Annotated in this window: 15 protein-coding genes and 1 pseudogene; 4 read left to right on the top strand and 12 right to left on the bottom strand. The window is 45.7% G+C overall.

Going from position 1 to position 21,921, the window contains the following annotated elements:
• Positions 1–684 precede the first annotated feature (684 nt).
• From QUB51_RS04100 to QUB51_RS04065, 8 genes are all read right to left on the bottom strand, one after another.
• The gene (locus QUB51_RS04100) at positions 685–1,044 is read right to left on the bottom strand and encodes a hypothetical protein (protein WP_333052588.1); all 360 of its coding nucleotides are present in this window, start codon (positions 1,042–1,044) and stop codon (positions 685–687) included.
• A 1,150-nt stretch (positions 1,045–2,194) separates the two neighbouring features.
• Positions 2,195–2,887: a response regulator transcription factor gene (locus QUB51_RS04095; RefSeq protein WP_333052586.1), complete on the bottom strand. Its 693-nt coding sequence runs from the start codon at positions 2,885–2,887 to the stop codon at positions 2,195–2,197.
• Between the two features lie 205 nt (positions 2,888–3,092).
• Positions 3,093–3,920: a type I methionyl aminopeptidase gene (gene map / locus QUB51_RS04090; RefSeq protein WP_333052584.1), complete on the bottom strand. Its 828-nt coding sequence runs from the start codon at positions 3,918–3,920 to the stop codon at positions 3,093–3,095.
• A gap of 444 nt (positions 3,921–4,364) precedes the next feature.
• Positions 4,365–6,404, bottom strand: a complete 2,040-nt coding sequence (locus QUB51_RS04085) for a response regulator (RefSeq protein ID WP_333259692.1) — start codon at positions 6,402–6,404, stop codon at positions 4,365–4,367.
• A 7-nt stretch (positions 6,405–6,411) separates the two neighbouring features.
• Complete coding sequence (locus QUB51_RS04080; RefSeq protein ID WP_333240473.1) at positions 6,412–7,137, bottom strand: chemotaxis protein CheB; 726 nt, start codon at positions 7,135–7,137, stop codon at positions 6,412–6,414.
• Positions 7,091–7,918: a protein-glutamate O-methyltransferase CheR gene (locus QUB51_RS04075; RefSeq protein ID WP_333259689.1), complete on the bottom strand. Its 828-nt coding sequence runs from the start codon at positions 7,916–7,918 to the stop codon at positions 7,091–7,093. The genes QUB51_RS04080 and QUB51_RS04075 overlap by 47 nt, the downstream gene beginning before the upstream one ends.
• A gap of 172 nt (positions 7,919–8,090) precedes the next feature.
• Positions 8,091–13,907 (bottom strand): HAMP domain-containing protein, encoded by a 5,817-nt coding sequence (locus QUB51_RS04070; RefSeq protein WP_333259686.1) that lies wholly within the window; start codon positions 13,905–13,907, stop codon positions 8,091–8,093.
• Positions 13,908–14,199: 292 nt separating this feature from the next.
• Complete coding sequence (locus tag QUB51_RS04065; RefSeq protein ID WP_333259683.1) at positions 14,200–16,458, bottom strand: FAD-dependent oxidoreductase; 2,259 nt, start codon at positions 16,456–16,458, stop codon at positions 14,200–14,202.
• 245 nt (positions 16,459–16,703) lie between these two features.
• Between QUB51_RS04065 and QUB51_RS04060 the strand changes: the two genes are divergently transcribed.
• From QUB51_RS04060 to QUB51_RS04050, 3 genes are all read left to right on the top strand, one after another.
• A complete protein-coding gene (locus tag QUB51_RS04060) occupies positions 16,704–17,132 on the top strand; it encodes a hypothetical protein (RefSeq protein WP_333052693.1) in 429 nt (142 codons plus the stop codon).
• Between the two features lie 91 nt (positions 17,133–17,223).
• Positions 17,224–17,988: an aldolase/citrate lyase family protein gene (locus QUB51_RS04055; RefSeq protein WP_333052567.1), complete on the top strand. Its 765-nt coding sequence runs from the start codon at positions 17,224–17,226 to the stop codon at positions 17,986–17,988.
• A 202-nt stretch (positions 17,989–18,190) separates the two neighbouring features.
• Entirely contained in the window at positions 18,191–18,859 is a 669-nt protein-coding gene (locus tag QUB51_RS04050) for a 2OG-Fe dioxygenase family protein (RefSeq protein WP_333259679.1), read from the top strand.
• Between the two features lie 449 nt (positions 18,860–19,308).
• Here QUB51_RS04050 and QUB51_RS04045 read toward each other — a convergent pair whose 3' ends face one another.
• From QUB51_RS04045 to QUB51_RS04035, 3 genes and pseudogenes are all read right to left on the bottom strand, one after another.
• On the bottom strand, positions 19,309–19,722 hold the full coding sequence (locus QUB51_RS04045; RefSeq protein WP_332978470.1) for a nuclear transport factor 2 family protein: 414 nt from the start codon (positions 19,720–19,722) through the stop codon (positions 19,309–19,311).
• A gap of 188 nt (positions 19,723–19,910) precedes the next feature.
• Positions 19,911–20,036 (bottom strand): annotated as a pseudogene (locus tag QUB51_RS04040) (Uma2 family endonuclease); the annotation flags it as partial.
• Positions 20,037–20,110: 74 nt separating this feature from the next.
• Positions 20,111–21,106, bottom strand: coding sequence for an AEC family transporter (locus tag QUB51_RS04035; protein WP_333052562.1), 996 nt, complete (start codon positions 21,104–21,106; stop codon positions 20,111–20,113).
• Positions 21,107–21,319: 213 nt separating this feature from the next.
• Here QUB51_RS04035 and QUB51_RS04030 point away from each other — a divergent pair, with 213 nt between their 5' ends.
• Positions 21,320–21,484 (top strand): hypothetical protein, encoded by a 165-nt coding sequence (locus QUB51_RS04030; RefSeq protein ID WP_333233364.1) that lies wholly within the window; start codon positions 21,320–21,322, stop codon positions 21,482–21,484.
• On the opposite strand, the gene QUB51_RS04025 is transcribed toward QUB51_RS04030, so the two are convergent.
• The gene (locus tag QUB51_RS04025; protein ID WP_333038077.1) at positions 21,481–21,687 is read right to left on the bottom strand and encodes a glycogen debranching protein; all 207 of its coding nucleotides are present in this window, start codon (positions 21,685–21,687) and stop codon (positions 21,481–21,483) included. The genes QUB51_RS04030 and QUB51_RS04025 overlap by 4 nt on opposite strands.
• Between the last annotated feature and the right edge of the window lie 234 nt (positions 21,688–21,921).

The raw sequence follows: 21,921 nt of genomic DNA, 5'->3' as shown, positions 1-21,921 counted from the left end.
ATTCTCAGGATAGGTGCTGTCAACTGCCGAAAAAAATAAGTTCGGCAACGGATTATTTAACGGATGTAACGGATGTAACGGATGGAAGTTCGGCAACGGATTATTTAACGGATGTAACGGATGTAACGGATGTAACGGATGGAAAGAATAGACCGCAGGGGGGAACTGCAATTAAGAACGTCCTCACCTTTTGGGCGGTTGCTCTAACTAAGTTTACTTTTACCCGTTTTTACGTTTGCCAATCACAGCGAACAATCACATGATTAATTTTATTTCTGCCCTTTTTGGCGATTTCCCATCACTGGGAACTATCAATTAGTTAAGTTTATTTCAGCCTGCATACTTACAGCATATTCCATGTATATGTGGTACACACAAGAAGAGAGACGCGAGTAAGGTGCGGATACACCCGTCAATCTGCAATCTTTATCAAATATGAAGCAGATCCGCACCCTACGGACTAACTATCAATTAGTTAAGTTTTTTTCAGCCTGCATACTTATTATTTTAGCCGATCGCAATTAAAGCATACCCAAAAAAATACATACTCTGTTATTCGCATATTCCCAGCAAAATCAACCGGAGTTTACTGAAATCTTGATAATTGCTCAAATTCTACCCAGCAAATGAGTCTTTGTTTGCGGGAGTCCCAGCCATCGCCAAAATCGCACAAATCCGATTCAGTTATTCGCATATCGCTGAAATCCGGCATTCCTTGCTTGACTGACCCCTTGCAGCACTGAGATAAACTATCGGCGGCGGCTCATCAAATACAGCTTGAAGATTTTTTGTCATAAATTTACTAATCTCCATATCTAAAGTAGCTGTAAAATCAGGTTCATCCCAATCCTCGCTTTCTTCAATGCTGATGGTTGTTGGTGGCCCAATATCAAAATCTAGCTCATCGCCAAAATCCGAAACTTTCTTAATGGGCTCTATTTTTTGAGCGGTATCAGTCGCTAAAGCTTGAGTTGTATTGGCTATTAGTACGATCGGCAGTGCTACTATGGCACTTATCGTTTGTCGCGCCGTGATTTTCCTCATGGTATCCTCCTGATATAAACTAAACTTTGGTACTACTATACATTCAACATCTGCGGCTACTTTCCTTCGCTGTCAGTCGATTTTAGATTTTAGATTTTAGATTGACTCCACAGATGAATCTGAGAGCTTGAACTAGGGTGTAAAATTTTAGCCTGGGGGCCCAGAAACGGTTTTTTTTTACGAAATACTTTGTTACACACCGTAAATTAGGTAAAAAACCCGGTTTCTTTGTAGGAGTGCGTCCAGAACTGTAATTAATAGTGGCTTGTTTTTCCACAGGATATAACCTTATCTGTGACTTTTCGTGGCAAGTTTGCTTAACGGAGCATATCCGGTCAAGTGTTTGCTTTTCTATTTACTACGTGAAAACTCTTAAACAGTCAGGTTTTCCCGCTAAGTAATTCCCCGGTGTTTGCGAGTGTTTATCTCAGACTCAAAGCAAAGTGGGTGAGAAGTACGCGCGTGCGTAGCTATCCCGTAGGGAATCGCACACCAGTTTTGGCACACCAGTTTTCGCACACCAGTTTTCGCACACCCGCGCTGCCACCAGCAAGCTGATGTGACATACCACAGCCGCCGGATACCTGTCAATACTTATCAGGAAATTGGGTTTAAAACCCGTCCTTCTAGGGCGGCTTTAATTTCTTAAATCCCTTCCTAAAAATCAGGAATTGCTGGTATTTGTAGTATACTAAAATAGTCAAGGTTAAACTCCTTTACCATCGTGAAACAGTTAAGACACACTTTTAGGTATAAACCGGGGGACGCAGAGCGGCGAAAACTCTTAAAACAGCTAAAGGATCAACGCATCCTTAAACCAGTAACAACAAACAATTTCTTGATTTGTTAAGTAGGGTAGGGCATACCCAAACTCGCTTGCTTGTATCCTAGTACGCTTTTGGAGATAGACCCTCTGGGGTAACAGTGAATTAGACTCGTCAATTTGTACTATTGTACGGTTGAAAGGTTTAAGGACTGCCGCAAGGACATGGTGCTTAAAGGTCAGTCGATGAATTAAGAATCCCCACGCCTTTAGGCTGGGGAGTGTCAAATCTTAACATTTCTAATTTTTTGCATAATTCTCGTTACCAGGAAGAGCCTGGTAACGCAGCTCGGCAAGCCACAGCCTCCAGCCAAGTCGAGAGGACTCCTATTTCGTCAAGCCGTGTTCGAGGGCGAAGCGAACCAACTCAGTACGGCTGTTAGTACCCGTCTTGCTAAACAAACGGCTGACGTACTTTTCCACATTACGCACGCTAGTTTCCAAGCGGCGGGCAATTTCCTTATTCATCAAACCTTGAGCAACCAAATCCAAAACACTTTGTTCTCGCGGAGTCAAATCAATTTTAATCGGCGAAGGACTTTGGGCGATCGAACTCCGCCCACTCAGCAAAGACTCAATTCTCGCCATTTGGCTTGTCAAAGCAGCAATATCTGGACTTTCAGGATTTTCGCTTGTCTCCTTAGCAGCCGCGCGGCGGGCTAGCAAATTGGTTACTATTGCTACTAATTCGTCGGGATCGAAGGGCTTAGAAAGATAAGCATCGCAGCCTGCTTGATAGCCTTGAATACGATCGCTCGTCATCCCCTTAGCCGTCAAAAACACCACCGGCAAAGCCTTATAGCGAGGATCTTCCCGCACTTGCTTGAGAAATTGATAACCGTCCACCTGGGGCATCATAATGTCTGAAATCACCAAATCTGGATTAGTCTGCTGCAAGAGTTCCCACCCATCGCGAGCATTACTGGCAACCTCAACCGCAAAATCGCTATCTTCCAAATAAGCTTGTACTGCTTCCCGCAAGCCCGGTTCATCATCTACCAATAATAATCGTGCTGACATAGTTGTTACCCTTACGCTTTACCACTATTTTTTAATTTAGCCGCATTTAACTCTTATTGTCACTCCATCCCTCGAAGGAAGTTAAAAACTTGTTGTCCAACTCAAGAGTTTTGAGTTAGGTTTTGATCTAACGATTAAAAAGTTCTTAAATCTTTAATTCAAAACTCGAAACTCAAAACTCAAAATTATTGTTGAACCCTTCCACTTAAACTTTGGAACGATCGGTCAAAATTTCATAGCCAGTTTCTGTTACCAACACAGTATGCTCAAACTGAGCCGACATAGCATTGTCAACGGTTACAGCCGTCCACTTGTCAGAAAGCGTCCGAGTGTACTTAGAACCGGCATTCAGAATCGGTTCGATCGCCAATGTCATGCCCGCTCGCAATTTCACATTCGGCATTTCCCGCGTGCGGAAATTGAAAACCGACGGTTCCTCGTGCAAATTTCGCCCGACACCGTGGCCCGTAAACTCCTCAACGATGTTAAAACCGTTGCTTTTGACATGATCTTCGATCGCACCAGCCAGATCGAGCAAATAGGCTCCCGCCTTCACTTGTTCGATGCCTTTGTAGAGAGCTTCTTCTGCGACTCGGATTAATTTTGCCGATTCGGGAGTCACTTCCACAACTGCGATCGTAATGCAAGAATCGCCGTGAAAACCTTGATAATATGCCCCCGTATCTACCTTAAGAACATCTCCGGCCCGAATTACCTTTTTGGGACTGGGGATGCCGTGAACAACTTCGTTATTAATGCTAGAGCAAATCGATCCGGGAAAACCGTGATAGCCTTTAAAACTCGGAGTTGCCCCCATAGCACGGATGCGTTTTTCGGCATAAGCATCCAAATCAGCAGTAGTCATTCCCGGTTTCACCATTTGGGAAATTTCTTTGAGTACCGTTGCAACGATTTTCGCGGCCTGCCGCATAATTTCGATTTCGCGTTCCGACTTAATTTCAATGCCTCGACGCTGTTTTTTGACTTGGGGTGCTTGAGTTGGGCTAGAAAGCAGACTGCTAAAAATATTCATGAATTGATTGGCGAGTAATTTTGTACTTTGACGGCAGGTTGAAGCAAAAAAACGGCAAATATCCAGTTTTTTGTGGAAAAACGGGTGTCTTGTTCCGAACTGTCGATCGCGTGTCCTTTAAGCTAGCTTAATATTTTTCTCACTAATCGGCACGGGATTGGGGGTCAATCGATTTTAGATTTTAGATTTTAGATTGAAGCATAGAGCCCACGAATAAATACGTTCGGCAAGTTTCATCGGATACAGGTTTTTTATTTCTGGACGGATGAATCACGTGGCGGGTATCCTGGATGCTTTGGGTCAACAAAGCGGTTTTAACCGCCGAGTCCGTTGGAAATCACCGAAGAACACTATTGTCAATCAGCCTTCAGGGACGGGCTCTCCTGCCCAACCCCTACTCCCCACAAGAAAATTTACTCTTTGTGGAACAGGCCGAAAAGCCTGTTATTGAGCATGGTGCAAGATGTGAGTTGGATCGGGATTTCCGAGCATCCCTGTGAGGTTAGCAATTGCGGCAATTAACTTATTTATGTCAACTGGTTTAGATAAGTGCATCTGGAAACCCGCTTCCAGCGCTTGCTGGCGCTCTTCCTCTCTCGCGTAGGCCGTCAGGGCGATCGCAGGCATCTTTCCACCCCTGATCACTTCCATTTCTCTCACGCGCGCGATCAACTCATAGCCGTCTGCTTCCGGCATTCCAATGTCGCTCAGCAGTAGATCCGGCCAATAACTCTCCAGTGCAGCTAGAGCCCCTGCCACCGATGCCGCCGATCGCACCATAGCTCCTTCGTCCTCGAGTAAAGCAATCAAAAACTCCCGCGTATCATCGTCATCATCCACCACCAGCAATTGCAAATTAGTTAGAGTAGGAAGGGTCTCTGTCCTGTCATTGAGCTCCGACCAATCATCGTCAGCAGCGACGGCGTTCCTCTGTGCCACAGGTAAAGCCACCGTAAATTTCGCACCCTCGCCCGGATTATTCTCTGCATACACCTTACCGCCGTGCTGTTCCACCAAGTGACGGACGATCGCCAATCCCAGTCCCAAACCCCCGTAAGACCTAGTTGTGCTGCTATCAGCTTGGCGGAAGCGATCGAAAACATAAGGCAAAAAATCAGGAGCGATACCAATGCCGCTATCAATTATCTGAATTTGAGCCTCATCTCCAACCGACTCTAAGCGCACCTGTACTTTACCCTCTTGCGGACTAAACTTAATCGCATTTGACAGCAAATTCCACACAATTTGCTGCAAGCGATCGAAATCGCCGATAACTTCACCTACATTGGGACTGCACGTTAATTCTATGACTATTGATTTTTCCTCAGTCAGCGGCTGCAAAGAATCTATTGCCAGCTTGATCGCAGATTCCAACCGAATCGGATGCTTATTTAAATTTAGTTTCCCCCGCAGAATCCGCGAAACATCTAAAATATCTTCGATGAGTTGAGATTGAGATTTAGCATTGCGCTCTATTGTTTCTAGGGCTTTCTCTATAGTGTCTTGGTCAAATGTTTTGGTACGAAGCAGCCTAGACCAGCCGAGAATTGCATTTAAAGGAGTACGGAGTTCGTGAGAGAGAATAGCTAAAAATTCATCCTTCATCTGGTTAGCTCTCTCCGCTTCTTGCCGCGCCACTTGTTCGCGGATTAGTCGGCCGCGTTCTTCCTCTGCTTGCTTGCGGTCTGTGACATCTCTAACCGTACCCACATGACCGATCAGTTTTCCCAAATCCGAAAACATTGGCGACGACTGCACATTAATCCAACGCACAGTTTCGCTACCAGCTAATCGAAACTCGTTAGAATATTCCTTGCCTTCTTTAATCCAAGCTAACCAATGTGCTACTACGCGATCGCGATCTTCTTCATGAACTTCCCGCTGCCAAATATCTGCTAAACTTTCCTCCAGTGTTAACCCGCAAATTGCTTGACAACGGGGATTAATGTATGTACAACGCCCTTCAACGTCAGCTAAGTAAATTCCCAGCGGCGAACAAGCACACAAAGTGCGAAACCGCTCTTCACTTTTACTTAGTTCACTATTAACAGCAGCTAACTGTGTTGCTTGCTGTTTCACCTCCACTGTTTTCTGGAACAATTCCACAAACACCTGCACCTTCGAGGTCAATATTTCCGGTTCCAAGGGTTTGAACAGGTAATCCACCGCACCCAGAGAATAACCTTTAAACACGTGGGTGTCATTACTGCTGAATGCTGTGATAAAAATAATCGGAGTCGCTCGCGATCGATCTCTAGAGCGAATCAATGTTGCTGTCTCAAATCCATCCATTCCCGGCATCTGCACATCAAGCAAAATTACCGCAAAATCTTCATTAAGCAGACATCTCAGAGCCTCCGCGCCCGAATTAGCTTGTACTAGATGATAAGAGGGGCTGTTGAGGATAGCTTCTAGAGCTATCAAATTTTCTGGGCGATCGTCAACTAAAAGGACATTTACTCGATGGGGCGACTGCTGATTCATAATTTTTTTAATCTTTAATTCTTAGCAAATTGACTAAACAGGGAGCAATTTTAGAGAGGGGTAAAATCCAGTCTACTTCAACATTTGCGATCGCCGATGCTGGCATGGTTGGGCATAGAGCTGAAGCCGGTTCCTCCACGAATGTCAATCCTCCCTCAGCTTTAATTTTTGCCAGCCCTTCACTGCCATCCGAATTAGCTCCCGTTAAAATTATGCCGATAACTTTCTCCCCAAAGGCATCCGCAGCAGACTCAAACAGCACATCGATTGAGGGCCGCGCGTAGCAGACAGGAGCCTCAGTTGATAGTGCAAATGTAGGAGAAACGCGATTGGGAATTGGGGATTTTGAATTATGGATTGACTCCACTGCCACGCTCCCCCATTCTGTCAAGTTGTTTTCATACAGGCTAAACTCCTCCTCACAGGGCGATTCTATTAGCAAGTGATAGTCAGCAGGAGCCAAGTAAACTCGTCCAGGTGCGATCGGCTCTTTGTCTTGGGCCTCTGTGATTGGGAGAGAGCTGTGCTGTTGTAAAAAATCTGTCAGCCTATTCTGAGAACTCTTATGGCGGTGTTGGACAATAACTACAGGCAAAGGAAAGCTTTTTGGCAAATCTGCCAGCAGCACAGTCAGAGCCTCTAGCCCTCCCAAAGACGTGCCCACAACCACTATTTCAAAATTTTTTTTATTTAACTCTTCGGTAGAGTTTATCACTACTTTCAAGTGCTTCATAATATTTTTCATAAGGTGTAAAAATCAGAGACTCCTGATGACCCAGGCCTAAAACCCCAAACATTACCAGGCTCTCATAAAAAAGCTTGTGTACCCGCTCTTGGAGGTGTGAATTGAAATAAATCAGCACATTACGGCATAAAATAACATTAAACTCATTAAAAGAATTATCCGTTGCTAGGTTGTGGTGAGCAAAGACAATATTATCTTTAAGTGAAGAGCGAAAAATTGCATTTTCATAGGCCGCAGTGTAATACTCAGAAAACGCTCTCTTGCCCCCCGCTTGGTGGTAAAGTTGCGTATATTCTTGCATCTGTTTCAGCGGGAATATCCCACTTTTTGCGCTTTTCAAAACTAATTCATTCATGTCCGTAGCGTAAATCCGACAACGGTCATAAAGTCCTTCTTCTTGCAGCAAAATTGCCATAGAATAGACTTCTTCTCCCGTTGAACATCCCGCGTGCCAAATCCGAATAAAAGGATAAGTACGCAGCAGCGGTACAACTTTTTTTCTGAAACTAATGTAAAAGCTGGGATCGCGAAACATCGCCGTTACATTGACAGAAATGTCCAGCAGTAAACGGTCTAGGTAAGCAGGATTGTGGAGTACCTTTTCCTGAAGTGCAGACACAGTGGTGAGCCGTTCCGAGCGAATAGTGTTCCAAATACGGCGCTTGAGAGAGGCAAGAGCATAATTGCGAAAATCAAATCCGTAATAGCGAAACATTCCCTCTAGTAGGAGTTGAATTTCGATTGTTTCAAGTTCATGGCTTTCGGGCATTTTTAATTAGTTATTGGGAATTGGGCATTGGGACTTGGGAATTGGTTAATGTCACAGGTCAACTGTAAGGTGCGTCGCTCATCGATGGTCGATTTTTGTTTGGGATGGTTGGTAGCGACGCACCCTACAACTGTTCACTGCTTACTAATGACTAATGACTAATGACTAATGACTATCGATAAAGCCAGACACGCAGCAGCGAGAGCAACTGTTCCGTATCCACAGGTTTGGTAATGTAGTCAGACGCACCAGCTTCGATACATTTTTCCCGATCGCCCTTCATAGCTTTCGCAGTCAGAGCAATCATTGGCAAGGACGCAAATTGAGGCATATTACGAATTGCTTGCATGGTTTCGTAACCGTCCATCTCTGGCATCATCACGTCCATCAACACAATATTTATCTCAGGCGTACTTTGCAATTTAGCAATGCCCTCTCTGCCATTCTCAGCATACACAACTTCCATTTTATGGCGCTCCAGCATACTTGTGAGGGCGAAAATATTCCGCATATCATCGTCAACAATCAAGACTGTTTTGCCCGCCAGCGTCGAATCTGTTTGATACAATTGCTCTAGCATTTGGCGCTTTGGTTCCGGCAAATTTGCTTGAACTCGGTGCAAAAACAAAGCTGTTTCATCTAACAAACGTTCTGGCGATCGCACATCTTTCACAATGATTGTTTCCGCCATCCGCTTCAGTTGAGTTTCTTCGGTTCTCGTCAACTCTTTGCCCGTATAAATAATAATCGGCAGACTTTTCAAAGTAGCCTCTTGCTTGATCTGCTCGATCAGTTCAAAACCAGTCATATCTGGCAGTCCCAAATCGAGTACGATGCAGTCAAAATGCCCCGATTTCAAAGTTGCTAGCGCTTCTGCACCGCTCCCCACAGCCGTTGTAGAAACATCGTGATTGCCAATTAAATCCACAATACTGAGACGCTGTGTTTCGTCGTCTTCCACGACTAGCAAATTCTTCACGGGCCGCTCCACAAACCCCTTAATATCAGTCAAAGCTTTGCTCAAAGCTTCGCGACTGACAGGCTTTTGTAGATACGCGATCGCCCCTAACTGCAAACTGCGCTGCCGCCCTTCTTCAACTGATACAATGTGAACCGGAATGTGGCGCGTACTTGGATCGTGCTTCAAGCGATCGAGCACTGTCCAGCCATCCATCACAGGCAAATTTAGATCCAGCATAATCGCCGTTGGCTTGAACTCTCGCGCCATCGCCAAACCGATATCGCTCCGCAAAGCCACCAAACCTTTAAAACCCTGTTCCTGCGCCATATCCAACAGAATCCGAGCGAAGTTTACATCATCCTCGACAATCAACAGCACGCGATCGTCGAGTTCGACATTTTCCCGATCGTCAGCGATAACCGGTGATGGATAAGGAGCGATCGGCAAGTTGAAATTCGGCGAAGGAACAGCAGAAGAAATAGCAGCAGGCAATTGAGCAATTTGCTTGCTCATTCCCGACTCCTGATCGTTCATTATTCGCGATTCTTGGTAAGTTTGCGGCAGATAAAGCGTGAACCTACTACCCTCACCAGGGCGACTTGTCAATTTAATTTCTCCGCCTAACAGATTAGCGATTTCTCTACTAATTGACAAACCCAAACCCGTGCCCCCGTATTTGCGGCTAGTGCTACCATCAGCTTGTTGGAAAGCCTCAAAAATAACCCTGTGTTTTTCAGCAGAAATCCCAATCCCCGTATCGCTAACTGAGAAAGCCAAAACAGTAGGGGAACTCCTTAAACTTTCTATCTCTAAACTCCACCCTTCCCGCGCTACTTCGACACGCAATTTCACCTCACCCCGTTCTGTAAACTTAAACGCATTAGAGAGAAGATTCTTCAAAACTTGTTGCAGGCGTTTAGCATCTGTATAAAGACCTTTTGGCAACCCACCCTCAAGCTCTATTTGAAAATTCAACTTCTTATCCTGGGCGATTTGGCGGAAAGTCCGATCCAAATGATCTCGCAAATCCGCAAACAACACTTGCTCAATTTCCACCGACATCGTGCCTGATTCAATCTTAGCGAGATCCAAGATGTCATTAATCAGCCCCAGCAAATCATTTCCCGCCGAGTAAATTGTGCGCGTGTATTCAACTTGCTTCTGAGTCAAATTACCCTCAGTATTGTCAGAAAGCAATCGAGCCAGAATCAACAGCGAATTCAGCGGAGTTCGCAACTCGTGAGACATATTTGCCAGAAACTCCGACTTATACTTAGAAGTTAGAGCCAACTGTTCGGCTCTTTCTTCCAACAACCCCCTCGCCTGTTCGATATCTCGGTTTTTCCGCTCAACTTCCTTATTTTGCAGCGCTAGCAATTCAGCTTGTTCTTCTAGTTCTTCATTCGTTTGTTGCAACTCTTCCTGCTGACTCTTCAACAGTTCCTCAGATGCGCGGAGTGACTGCGCTTGCTGTTCGAGACGCTTGTTAGTTTCCGTTAGTTCCTTTTGCTGAGTTTGTAACTCTTCTGCCAAAGACTGTGACTGTTTCAGCAACTCTTCCGTCCGCATACTTGCCGCAATTGTATTTAAAACAATGGCGATACTTTCTGTAAGTTGGTCGAGAAATGTCAAGTGTATTTCGCTGAAGCGGCGGAACGAAGCTAACTCAATTACTGCCGTCACTTGTCCCTCAAATAGTACGGGTAAAACCACCACATTCAACGGCGTCGCTTCTCCCAGTCCCGATCCAATCTTAACGTAGTTTTCCGGCACTTCAGTCAACAGTATCCGTTCTTTTTCCAGGGCGCACTGTCCTACCAAACCTTCTCCTAAATGGAATCTATTTCCTAACTGTTTGCGTTCCCGGTAGGCGTAGGTACTTAACAGTTTGAGAAACGGATCGTGTTCGACAGATTCCATCATAAAGAATACGCCATGCTGAGCAGAAACCAGCGGCGTCAATTCGGAGAGAATTAGTTTAGAAACAGTTTCTAAATCCCGCTGACCTTGTAGCATTCGAGTGAACTTAGCAAGGTTTGTTTTCAGCCAATCTTGCTCAGTATTCTTCTGCGTCGTCTCCCGGAGATTGGCGATCATCTGGTTAATGTTGTCCTTAACAATGGCAACTTCTCCTTCAGTGGCGACGGAAATTGACCTCGTTAAATCGCCTCTGGTAACAGCAATTGCTACTTCGGCGATCGCCCGCAGTTGAGTAGTCAAATTCGCCGCCAACTCATTCACATTATCCGTCAAATCTCGCCACGTCCCCGCCGCGCCCGGAACCTTCGCTTGGCCGCCCAATTTTCCTTCAATTCCCACCTCCCGCGCCACCGTAGTAACTTGATCTGCAAACGTCGCCAGCGTATCAATCATCTCGTTAATCGTATCTGCCAGAGTCGCAATTTCTCCCTTAGCTTCCAGCATTAATTTGCGCTTCAAATCGCCATTCGCCACCGCCGTCACAACCTTAGCAATACCCCGCACTTGCGCTGTCAAATTCCCCGCCATCGAGTTTACATTGTCGGTTAAATCTTTCCAAGTGCCCGCAACTCCTTTCACCTCAGCTTGGCCGCCCAATTTACCCTCAGTTCCCACCTCCCGCGCCACCCGCGTCACCTCAGAAGCGAAGGAATTAAGCTGATCCACCATCACGTTAATAGTGTCTTTCAACTCAAGAATTTCGCCTTTGACATCCACGGTAATTTTCTTAGACAAATCGCCATTTGCCACCGCTTTCGTCACTTCCGCAATATTCCGCACCTGCGCCGTCAAATTCCCCGCCATCAAGTTAACATTATCAGTTAAATCTTTCCAAGTTCCCCCTACACCCCGCACGTAAGCTTGCACACCTAATTTGCCTTCGGTTCCTACTTCCCTAGCAACTCTGGTTACTTCAGATGCGAAGGAACTCAACTGATCCACCATGATGTTAATCGTGTTTTTCAGTTCGAGAATTTCACCTTTAACATCTACTGTAATTTTCTTCGACAAATCGCCATTTGCTACAGCCGTTGTCACTTCCGCAATGTTCCGCACTTGGGCGGTAAGATTTCCCGCCATCGAGTTAACTGAATCCGTTAAATCTTTCCAGGTTCCGGCAACTCCTTTAACTTCAGCTTGCACGCCTAATTTCCCTTCGGTTCCCACTTCCCTAGCCACCCTGGTTACTTCCGAAGCAAAGGAATTCAATTGATCCACCATCGTGTTGACGGTGTTTTTTAACTCCAGAATTTCACCTTTCACATCGACAGTAATTTTCTTAGATAAGTCGCCATTTGCCACAGCAGTAGTAACAGCCGCAATATTCCGTACTTGCTCTGTCAAACTACCCGCCATAAAATTAACTGAATCCGTTAAATCCTTCCAAGTTCCTGCTACGCCTCGGACATCCGCTTGACCGCCCAGTTTACCTTCGGAACCCACTTCTCTAGCAACCCTGGTTACTTCAGATGCAAAGGAATTAAGCTGATCCACCATCACGTTAATGGTATTTTTCAGTTCTAAAATTTCGCCTTTAACCTGTACCGTAATTTTTTTAGATAAGTCACCGTTAGCAACCGCCGTCGTCACCTCAGCAATGTTGCGAACTTGGGCTGTTAAATTCCCGGCCATTGAGTTAACAGAATCCGTTAAATCTTTCCAAGTTCCTGCTACTTCTTGCACTTCAGCTTGGACGCCTAATTTCCCTTCGGTTCCCACTTCCCTAGCCACCCTGGTGACTTCAGATGCGAAGGAATTTAACTGGTCAACCATCGTGTTGACGGTGTTTTTGAGTTCAAGAATTTCCCCTTTCACATCGACGGTAATTTTCTTGGATAAATCGCCCTTTGCCACAGCGGTTGTCACTTCAGCGATGTTGCGGACTTGTGATGTCAAACTGCCTGCCATGAAGTTAACACTATCAGTTAAATCCTTCCAAGTTCCCGCAACTCCTTTAACTTCTGCTTGACCGCCGAGTTTGCCTTCGGAACCCACTTCTCTCGCCACCCGCGTTACTTCAGATGCGAAGGAATTTAACTGATCCACCATGATGTTAATCGTGTTTTTTAACTCCAGAATTTCACCTTTAACATCTACTGTAATTTTCTTGGATAAGTCGCCATTTGCCACAGCAGTCGTCACGTCGGCAATGTTCCGCACCTGTGCGGTAAGATTACCAGCCATCGAGTTAACTGAATCCGTTAAATCTTTCCAGGTTCCTGCAACTCCCCGCACTTCAGCTTGCACGCCTAATTTGCCTTCGGTTCCTACTTCCCTAGCAACTCTGGTTACTTCAGATGCGAAGGAACTCAACTGATCCACCATGATGTTAATCGTGTTTTTCAGTTCGAGAATTTCCCCTTTTACATCTACTGTAATTTTCTTCGACAAATCGCCATTTGCTACAGCCGTTGTCACTTCCGCAATGTTCCGCACTTGGGCGGTAAGATTTCCTGCCATTGAGTTAACTGAATCCGTTAAATCTTTCCAGGTTCCGGCAACTCCTTTAACTTCTGCTTGTACGCCTAATTTCCCTTCGGTTCCTACTTCCCTAGCCACCCGCGTTACTTCCGACGCAAAGGAGCTCAACTGGTCTACCATTGTGTTAACAATTTGCGCTGTTTGGAGGAATTCTCCTTTGAGGGGTCTGTCTTCTATTTCTAGGGCGATGGTTTGCGATAAATCTCCTTTTGCTACGGCCCGAATTACTCTGGCGGTTTCAGAGGTTGGTTGCACTAAATCTGTAATTAGGGTATTGACAGAATTTACGCTAGCTGCCCATGACCCCTCGGCGTTGCCGATGGTGGCCCGCTGGGCGATTTTGCCTTCTTTACCGACAACTGTGCCGATGCGATCGAGTTCGGCCGCCATTCTCTCATTGAGATCGATAATGTCGTTAAGTTCGTCAGCAATTTTTCCCGCTAGACCAGTCTGATCTATGGGCATCCGAACTGAAAAGTCCCCTTTTTTGACAGCTACTAAGGTTCTGAGTAACTGTTTGGCATAAGCATTATTGGAATTAGGGCTTGTTATCTGTGCAGTTGACATGACCGTTACCTTTGGGGAGTTTGAAGGGGAAGGGGGGACAATTTTTGAGATTATTGATATTATCGGACTAAAGCAGTGTCTGACTGCTTATATCGAAAGATAGATGACAAATTGCTGTTGATCGGATATTGAGTTATTGGTTATTTTATACTGGTTAGCAGGCTCTTCTTGGTAACGAGTTAATTGTGGGGTGTCAGGAACAGGCTCGAAAGCCTGTTCCACCCTGTTCCACAAAGAGTGAATTTTCTTGTGGGGCGGGCCGGATGCCCTCCCTACAGATTACCAACTGCGATTATTTCCAATTTTGCCACGAACTATTGAAAATAGAAGTACCCGGAAAGGCGATGGGATTAGCATTTTGTTGCAACCGCAACTGCAAAACTTCCAAGTTCGGTTCGCGGGATGGCAATTCGTCCACTAATTCATAAGGGAGAATCCCCTTTTCTAGGGAAAAAGCAGCCGTAACTCCCGCCGCCACACCGGCAGACCATTCAAAAGAATGCACTCGATAAGCAGCGGCCGCTGTGTGGCTAACAGCAATACTTTTACCTGCCACTAACATATTGTCAATTTTCTGAGGAATCATTGCCCGCAGCGGAATTTGGAAGGGATAAGCTTGCCCTTGACCTTTGCGAGTGCCTTCGCGTTCGGTATTTCCCGGTGCTTCCGGCGGACTGTTGGTCATGCAGGGGTGAAAGTCGATCGCATAATGACCAATACCCACAGAATCAGGATAAATCGTAGCGCGCGATCGCGATTTTGTATCCTCAACAGATTGACTTCCCACAGCCAAAGCCGGCGCATTCAAACCACCGACAGCCAACCACAAATTGCGATACTCTTCCTCCGACAAATTCTGGCGGTAAAAATCAGCCCTAAAGTCAGTGCGAGACATATCAACTTCCCACACCGTAAAACCTTGAGCCTGATTGAAACTCGGCCGCCCAATAATGCGCCGGCCCTCCCGCATATAAGGATATTTAGAAAGTCCGTGCACCGTCCCCATCGGCGAATCCAACCCGCTCAAAAAACGATTGTTTGGATAAGGCTTTTTCACTCCATCTCCTAGCTGCGAGTCAGTAGTTCCTGTTACCAACCAGTAGAAAAATCCTTTGGCATTTTCCTCTCCTTTTCGCAAAGTTTCCGTTCGCAAACCGCCCATCCATCCCCCCGGTTGCAGTTGACCTGATGCTGACAACTGCTCGCGAGTGTAAATTAAATTATCTTGAGAATTGCCGGGACGATAGTCATTGCCCCAAGTCCAGTTTTGCATCGATATATCCCCAGGATAAATTGGGAATTGCTTCGGGTCTGAAGGTCGCTTTTCATCTGGTCTCATACTCCTGATTTGGCGGTAGCTGAAAACTAAAGGAAAGCTAGCCAATCTCTGCAATTCGTAGCTGTAGTAAGGAGCGTATTGTTGATAAAAAGACGGCACTTGATGCTGCTGCGGTTCCTTCGTTGCCTCCATCGCAAAGGTGTAGGTAAAACCTTGAGTGCAGTAAGGGTCGCCGGTGGGGCTGGCGGAGGAAGGTTCCAGAGGGGAACGCGGGTCAATTCCGAGGCGGTAGGGAACATCGGCAAGTCCGATCAATTCTCCTGTTTCAGTGGCATCTACAACATACCAATCAGCACCCCCCCTAGCCCCCCCTTGTAAAGGGGGGGAACTGGTGGAATTCCCCCCTTGTAAAGGGGGGGAACTGGTGGAATTTCCCCCTTGTAAAGGGGGGGAACTGGTGGAATTCCCCCCTTGTAAAGGGGGGGAACTGGTGGAATTCCCCCCTTGTAAAGGGGGGGAACTGGTGGAATTCCCCCCCCTTGGCAAGGGGGGGTTAGGGGGGGTTCCAGATGCTTTAGGAATAAACCGAATAATAGTTTTGTTAAAGCGCGGAGAATTTTCGTAGCGATAGGCATCTTCGATAGTCTGAGAAAGAGTTTCGGTGTTGATTGGCCCGGTGTTGGCGGCTGGTTTGTGTTGAATGGCGATCGCACTTTTAATTTGTTGACCCCCAACCGTATTCCCCGCCACAGCCGGAGTAATTGCTAGTTCTTTAATAACTGTATTGGGAAACCATTTCAGCGTGCCTTTGCCTTTTCTAGCGGCATCCTGCAAGATGTTAAAGAGAATTTTGTGACCGTCGTAGGGCATGAAACACGAATAGCTAACCCAACAGCCTCCGGGATTTAGCCGGCCGTAATGTTGCTCGATCCGCCGCCGCAATTCTAGGTAGCCACGGGGGTAAAATAAGAGCGATCGCTGAGTATCTCTTTCATCGAGTGCGGAAGTTCCCTGGGAGGAAATTTGACCGCCTACCCAGTCAGTAATTTCAGTGAGGCAAACTGTGCGCCCCGCCAGCAAACCTTCGTAAGCGGTAGCAGCCCCTGCGAGCCCGCCGCCTGCTACTAGAATGTCGCAAGTTTCTGCATTGTCTGGATTGCGGCCCGGTGCGGCAAATACTGGCGAAATGCTCCCTATCGCGGAAATTATGCCGAGGGTGAGGCTAAGGATCGATCGACCTTTGAGCACAAATAGATACTGTCGAAGTTTCATCGGAGATTGTGGAATTAATTTTGACATAGCGCGAAAAACACTCATCCCATCTAAATGTTTATTTTGCAGTATACTGGTATTTCGCGCTGTTGTCAGGGAAAACTTTTTTAGATAAGAGGCATTAATACCAGCAACAACTATTGAACAGCCGGATGAACATTATGCTCAAAATAGTCAAATTTTTTAGGTTATTTATTCCGTTTGAGAGTTTAACAATTACTACCAGTTTAACTTTTTCGGAAGTTGTGTCCCGGTTGGAGGAAGTTGTCACTCCTCCCAAACTTTTTAGAGTAACACTACCCTTTGGCCCGCCACCTGCAAAACCCTATGAAGGAACAATCTCTGGCAAAAAATTCAAAATCAATCGCATCATCATCGGTCGCAAGTCATTGATCCCAATTATAGAAGGAGATATACATACTCAAAAGTTTGGTTGTTATATAAAAATTAGGATGACTTTACATAAAATAGTTCTAGGATTTCTGATTCTTTGGCTGTGGACAACGGGCAGTATTGGAATGTTTTCTTTATTTGCTTGGTTAGTCGAACCATCCGTGGGAGCCATATTTTTACCAATTTTAGGAATGTTTCTTTTTGGCTGGCTTTTGTGCTTGATTCCCTTTAAGATAGAAGCAAAAGCAGCTATAAAATTTTTGTCTATTTTGTTAACATAAAGTAATCGACCGCGACAATATTTTAGCTGTATTGTTAAAAACAATCTGGCTTCATCTGCGGCTAAAAAAAATTAACTTTCCGGGATTACCCATGCGTCAAAACCAACTGAAACAAAAAATTAAACAAGGCGAAACAGTCCTCGGTTTATTTATGAACTGCCCTTATCCCGCATTCATAGAAATCTGCGGTCACGCTGGATTCGACTTTGCCGTTATCGACATGGAACACGGCCCCCTGCACCCGCTTGCTGCTGAAGATTTGTGTCGCGCCGCCGACTGTAGTGGAATTGCACCGATCGTTCGCGTCAGCAAAAACGACGGGCCGCAAATTCAACGAGCTCTCGACATCGGCAGTGCAGGGGTTCAAGTACCTCAAATTGAAGGCAAAATCGATGCCGAAACCGCTGTCAAAAGTGCTAAATACAGTCCTCTGGGCACGCGAGGCCTTTCCTTCGCTACGCGGGCCGGACTGTACACCGCCGCAGGTACAAATATCACCGACAAACTCAACGAAGAATCCTTAGTTGTGATTCATGTCGAAGGCAAAGGTGGCATCGACAACCTGGCAGAAATTGTTACTGTGCCAGAGGTTGACGTGATTTTTCTAGGGCCTTACGATTTGTCACAGTCGATCGGCATTCCCGGCCAAGTCCGCGATCCCCGAGTCATCGACATGATGCAGGAGGCAGTGCAAACCATCCGCAAAGCAGGCAAAGCCGCCGGTACTTTTGCCGAAAACCCCGAAATCGCCCAGCAGTGGATTGATGCTGGCGTTCAGTACGTTGCACTTGGGGTCGATGTTGCCGTTTTCCTGCGCGCCTGTCAGTCGCTGGTGAAAGCAGTCAATCGATTTTAGATTTTGGATTTTGGATTTTAGATTGGGGATTTTGGATTAAAAGAAGAACCAGCCCCCGGATTCATCTTGCAAGCTTTACGATATCTTTGCAATTTTTGTAGTGCCTTTTACGACACATACAAAAAACCTGCGCTAGAGTAGAAGCATACACCTCCTACAGGCAAAATTAGGGAGGGGAGCAAGGCTTCAGGGAGTAAAATCTATGAAAACCGTATTAGAATCCATTCATTTGGATTATGCCTTCATGTTTACTTTCAAAAAAGTAAACTCGATTAAGCTAGAAGGTTTCAAGGATTTTTTTGACGATATGCCTGTCGATCCGTATGTGAAAGGTAAGTATCGTTCGAGAAGATTATCGCGGTTTGCGGTCAACGGAAATGAGTTAGTTAAGTTACCTCACGGCTATTTGTATCAAAGCAAAACATACAATCCGCTAGTGGGTGATATCAGGCGGGAATTTGCCGAATTGGACGATCGACTAATCGCCCTCGATAATTTCAAACAGATGATTTTTGCTTTTTTCGATTCCTGCAAAATTCACCCCGAAGCTGAAATCGGCATCCATCAAATCAGGACGACTTGTTCGCCAAACAATTTCGGCAACCCCGCACCGGAAGGCATTCACCAAGACGGTACTGACTTTATCGGGATTTTCTCGGTTGACAGAACTAATATTGTAGGCGGGGAAACGCATTTGTACTTGGCTAAAAAAGAGAAGCCTGTTTTTAATAAAATTCTGCATCCGGGAGAATTGCTGTTAGTTAACGACCACGAGTTTTTCCACTTTACTACACCGATTAAACCGGAATCTGAAGGAGTGGGAACCAGGGATGTCTTTGTGCTTACTTCTCCAAGTTTGCTTACCGATTGAGGAAAGTTGAGCAATTGCGCGTCTTTCGTTCGTAGTGAGGGCTTTACTCCTCTCTCTGGCGTTTATTCAATCATGACTAAAGTCCTTACTGCAAACCTTTCGTTCGTAGTGAGGACTTTATTTGTCTTTCTGGCGTTTAGTCAATCATGACTAAAGTCCTTACTAAGCTGTTGCGACATTTAATATCATGTCCGGTCAATTAACCATGATTCCTGTAGGGGCGGGTTCGCCAATATATTAAATAGAAACGGGAAAATCTGTAAACCCGCCCCGGCTTTTAATCGCGGTCAATCGATTGGACATGATATAAATTGTCTGTCAAAAAAAATTACAGTCTTGTGGGGTGTCCCGCCCGCCCTGAATATATAATTTAAATGCGCGACAGCTTACCAACCTGCATATTTTCCTAATAAACCCGGTTTATGCGTCTAACAACTCACAGATAAATCTTATCGAAACTTCCGTTCAGACTCTTGAATCGGAACATCATTAATGCTAGCTTCACGTCTTCGCATTAACCCATTTTCGGCAAATTCCCACTGTTCATTACCATAGGCCCGATACCAGTAGCCAGAATCATCGTGCCACTCATACTCAAATCGAACAGAAATCCGATTGTCTGTAAAACTCCACAGTTCTTTCTTTAAACGGTAATCTAATTCCTTTGCCCATTTTCGTCTTAAAAAAGCCTTGATTTGTTCCCGTCCGCTGAAGAATTCGGCACGGTTTCGCCACTGAGAATCTTCCGTATAAGCTAAGGCTACTCGTTCGGGATCGCGGGTATTCCAGGCATCTTCAGCAGCTTGAACTTTGGCTTTAGCCGTTTCCAACGTAAAGGGCGGTAGAGGTGGTTTAGTTTCCATCAGCTTTGTTTTTTGTGATTGTAAAATATCTGGTGCGGGATGCTCGCGCTACAGAGAGAGTTTGGGGAATTTGATATCAATCCTCAGCATGGGGATCTATTTCCATTGCTCACAGTCGCTAACTACAGCCAACGGAGTACAATCGCGCTCTTGCTTTCCATTACGGCTAGCAAATCCCAAAACATCCAATCTGCCAGAATGATGCTCTGGGGATGCTCGTGAAAATTTTTCACAAATGTACCGTCTTCGTCTGGCAATTGCGTGTGGTCGGGGAATGCAGGAGGCAGACCTGTAGCAGTTATTGTCTCATTCATAGCCTTTTCCGTGCAGTTATGTTTGATTGTACTGCGAAATTTTAGCTCCAGCCGATTGTAGACTCCAGCTAATATTAACTAAACCCAGCTAACCACAGCGGAAGCATCAACAGCAACCCGACAGAAGTGATGGCGATGCTGCTAGCTAACAAATCGCGATCGAGCTCGTAGACTTCTGCTAAAATCAACACGGAAAGAGCTGTGGGCGTTCCCGACATCAACACCAACACGAACCTCGGATCGCCGCTCAATCCGAAATAACTAGCACCCAATCCGATTAGCACCGGCACAATTACCACTTTTAACAGCGACGGGATTAAGGCCAGTTCAAAACTTTCCCATTTCTTAATAGACCTCAGCCGGATGCCAACCAGCAGCAAAGCACTGGCAATTACCACCCAAACAGCAGTCTGCAATCCCGATTCCACTATTTCGGGCAGGGGGATGTTTCTAGTATAAAAACCAATTAAAAATGCCCACAGGGCGGGAACTGTCAGCACGTCCCGGATCTGAGTCCACCAGTGATTTTTTTGCTCGGAGTTCCCAAAATAGCTAGCAATAAATACACCGAAACAATAAGTGCCAATAACGTTGTTAGTGACGCTGTACAAGACAGCCCAGTTGTTGTTATCGGTGCTGATGATAGACGGGGTGATTGCTAATCCAACAAAGCCCGTATTCCCTAACATCGCAGCTAGGATAAAACTTCCTTCGCTCGATCGCTTCAGGGAATTAAAATTTACTAAAAATAAATTTACTAGAGAATTTTTGCCCTGAAAATAGGGCTTTTGGATGTGGGCCGCACTCAGCCTACGCAATAATACCCAAGTCAGCCAAGCAAAACTCGTACTCAGAAATAACACGAATATGGCGATCGCCGGCGTGAATCCCACAGCACCCGAAAATTCGCTGTGACGGGCTAAAACTAGAATTTGCAGCGGTATCCCAATCCAGAAAAGAAAGTAGCTCAGCAGCTTGGGAAAATTAACTGGGATGTACCGAAACAGCAGCAGTCCCAAGCCCGTCCAGATAACTAGAGGCGTATAAGCGTGAAATAAGGTTTCAATCATAAAAATTTAACTAGACAATTGGAAATGCCTCTATCTATTAATAGTAATGCTAAAATCAGTTTAAAAAATGCAAATTGTCGTTAGCGGAGCCCTCGAAAAGGATCGCACTGGCACGCTTTTTCGTCCTAGCGTGTTCGCAGCAGTGCCAGCCCGAAAATTTCCGCCCAAATTCCCGCAGCTTCCAGGGCACAATCCTCAGATTCTCCGCGCCAAATGATGGCAGGTTTTTGCCTTCAGATTCACAAAACTTCTGTTATTTTGACCAATGTGCGATCGAGCTATCTTGCCTTGGACGAACAGATTGCCCACGTTTTCCTGCCGTTTCAAGCGAACGGAAACAGGGCGAGACTAAAGCTGCTGATGACTTGCACTCATTAATTCAATTTCAAAGCATTAACAGGCACCTCATCCCAAGAACTAACAGTCCGCAAGGTAGCAACCCAGCCCTGCTGTTTTTGCTCGGCCGTCAAATTCTTCTCAAAAGATTCGTGGCAATCCTTCGCTTGAGTCTCATCGCAACAAGCAATACAAGAATAAAGAATGCCCGACGGATCGATTTGCTCGTTTACCCAAATAATCACGATTTACTCTCCCAATTAACTTAACTCTTATCTAAATTTTCCTATATTTTTGTCAATTAATTAGGTCGGTATTAATTAACCCCAGTGCGGCATTTTAGGTTAACAGGCAAGATGCCTGTTCCACATACAGGCAAGATGCCTGTTCCACATACTGTTCCACATACAGGCAAGATGCCTGTTCCACACACAGGCAAGATGCCTGTTCCACATACTGTGCCACACACAGGCAAGATG

Source organism: Microcoleus sp. AT8-A3 (assembly GCF_036705675.1).
Taxonomy (GTDB): Bacteria; Cyanobacteriota; Cyanobacteriia; order Cyanobacteriales; family Microcoleaceae; genus Microcoleus.
The sequence above is the reverse complement of the archived record's forward strand: the minus strand, read 5'-3'. Positions and strand labels throughout refer to the sequence as shown.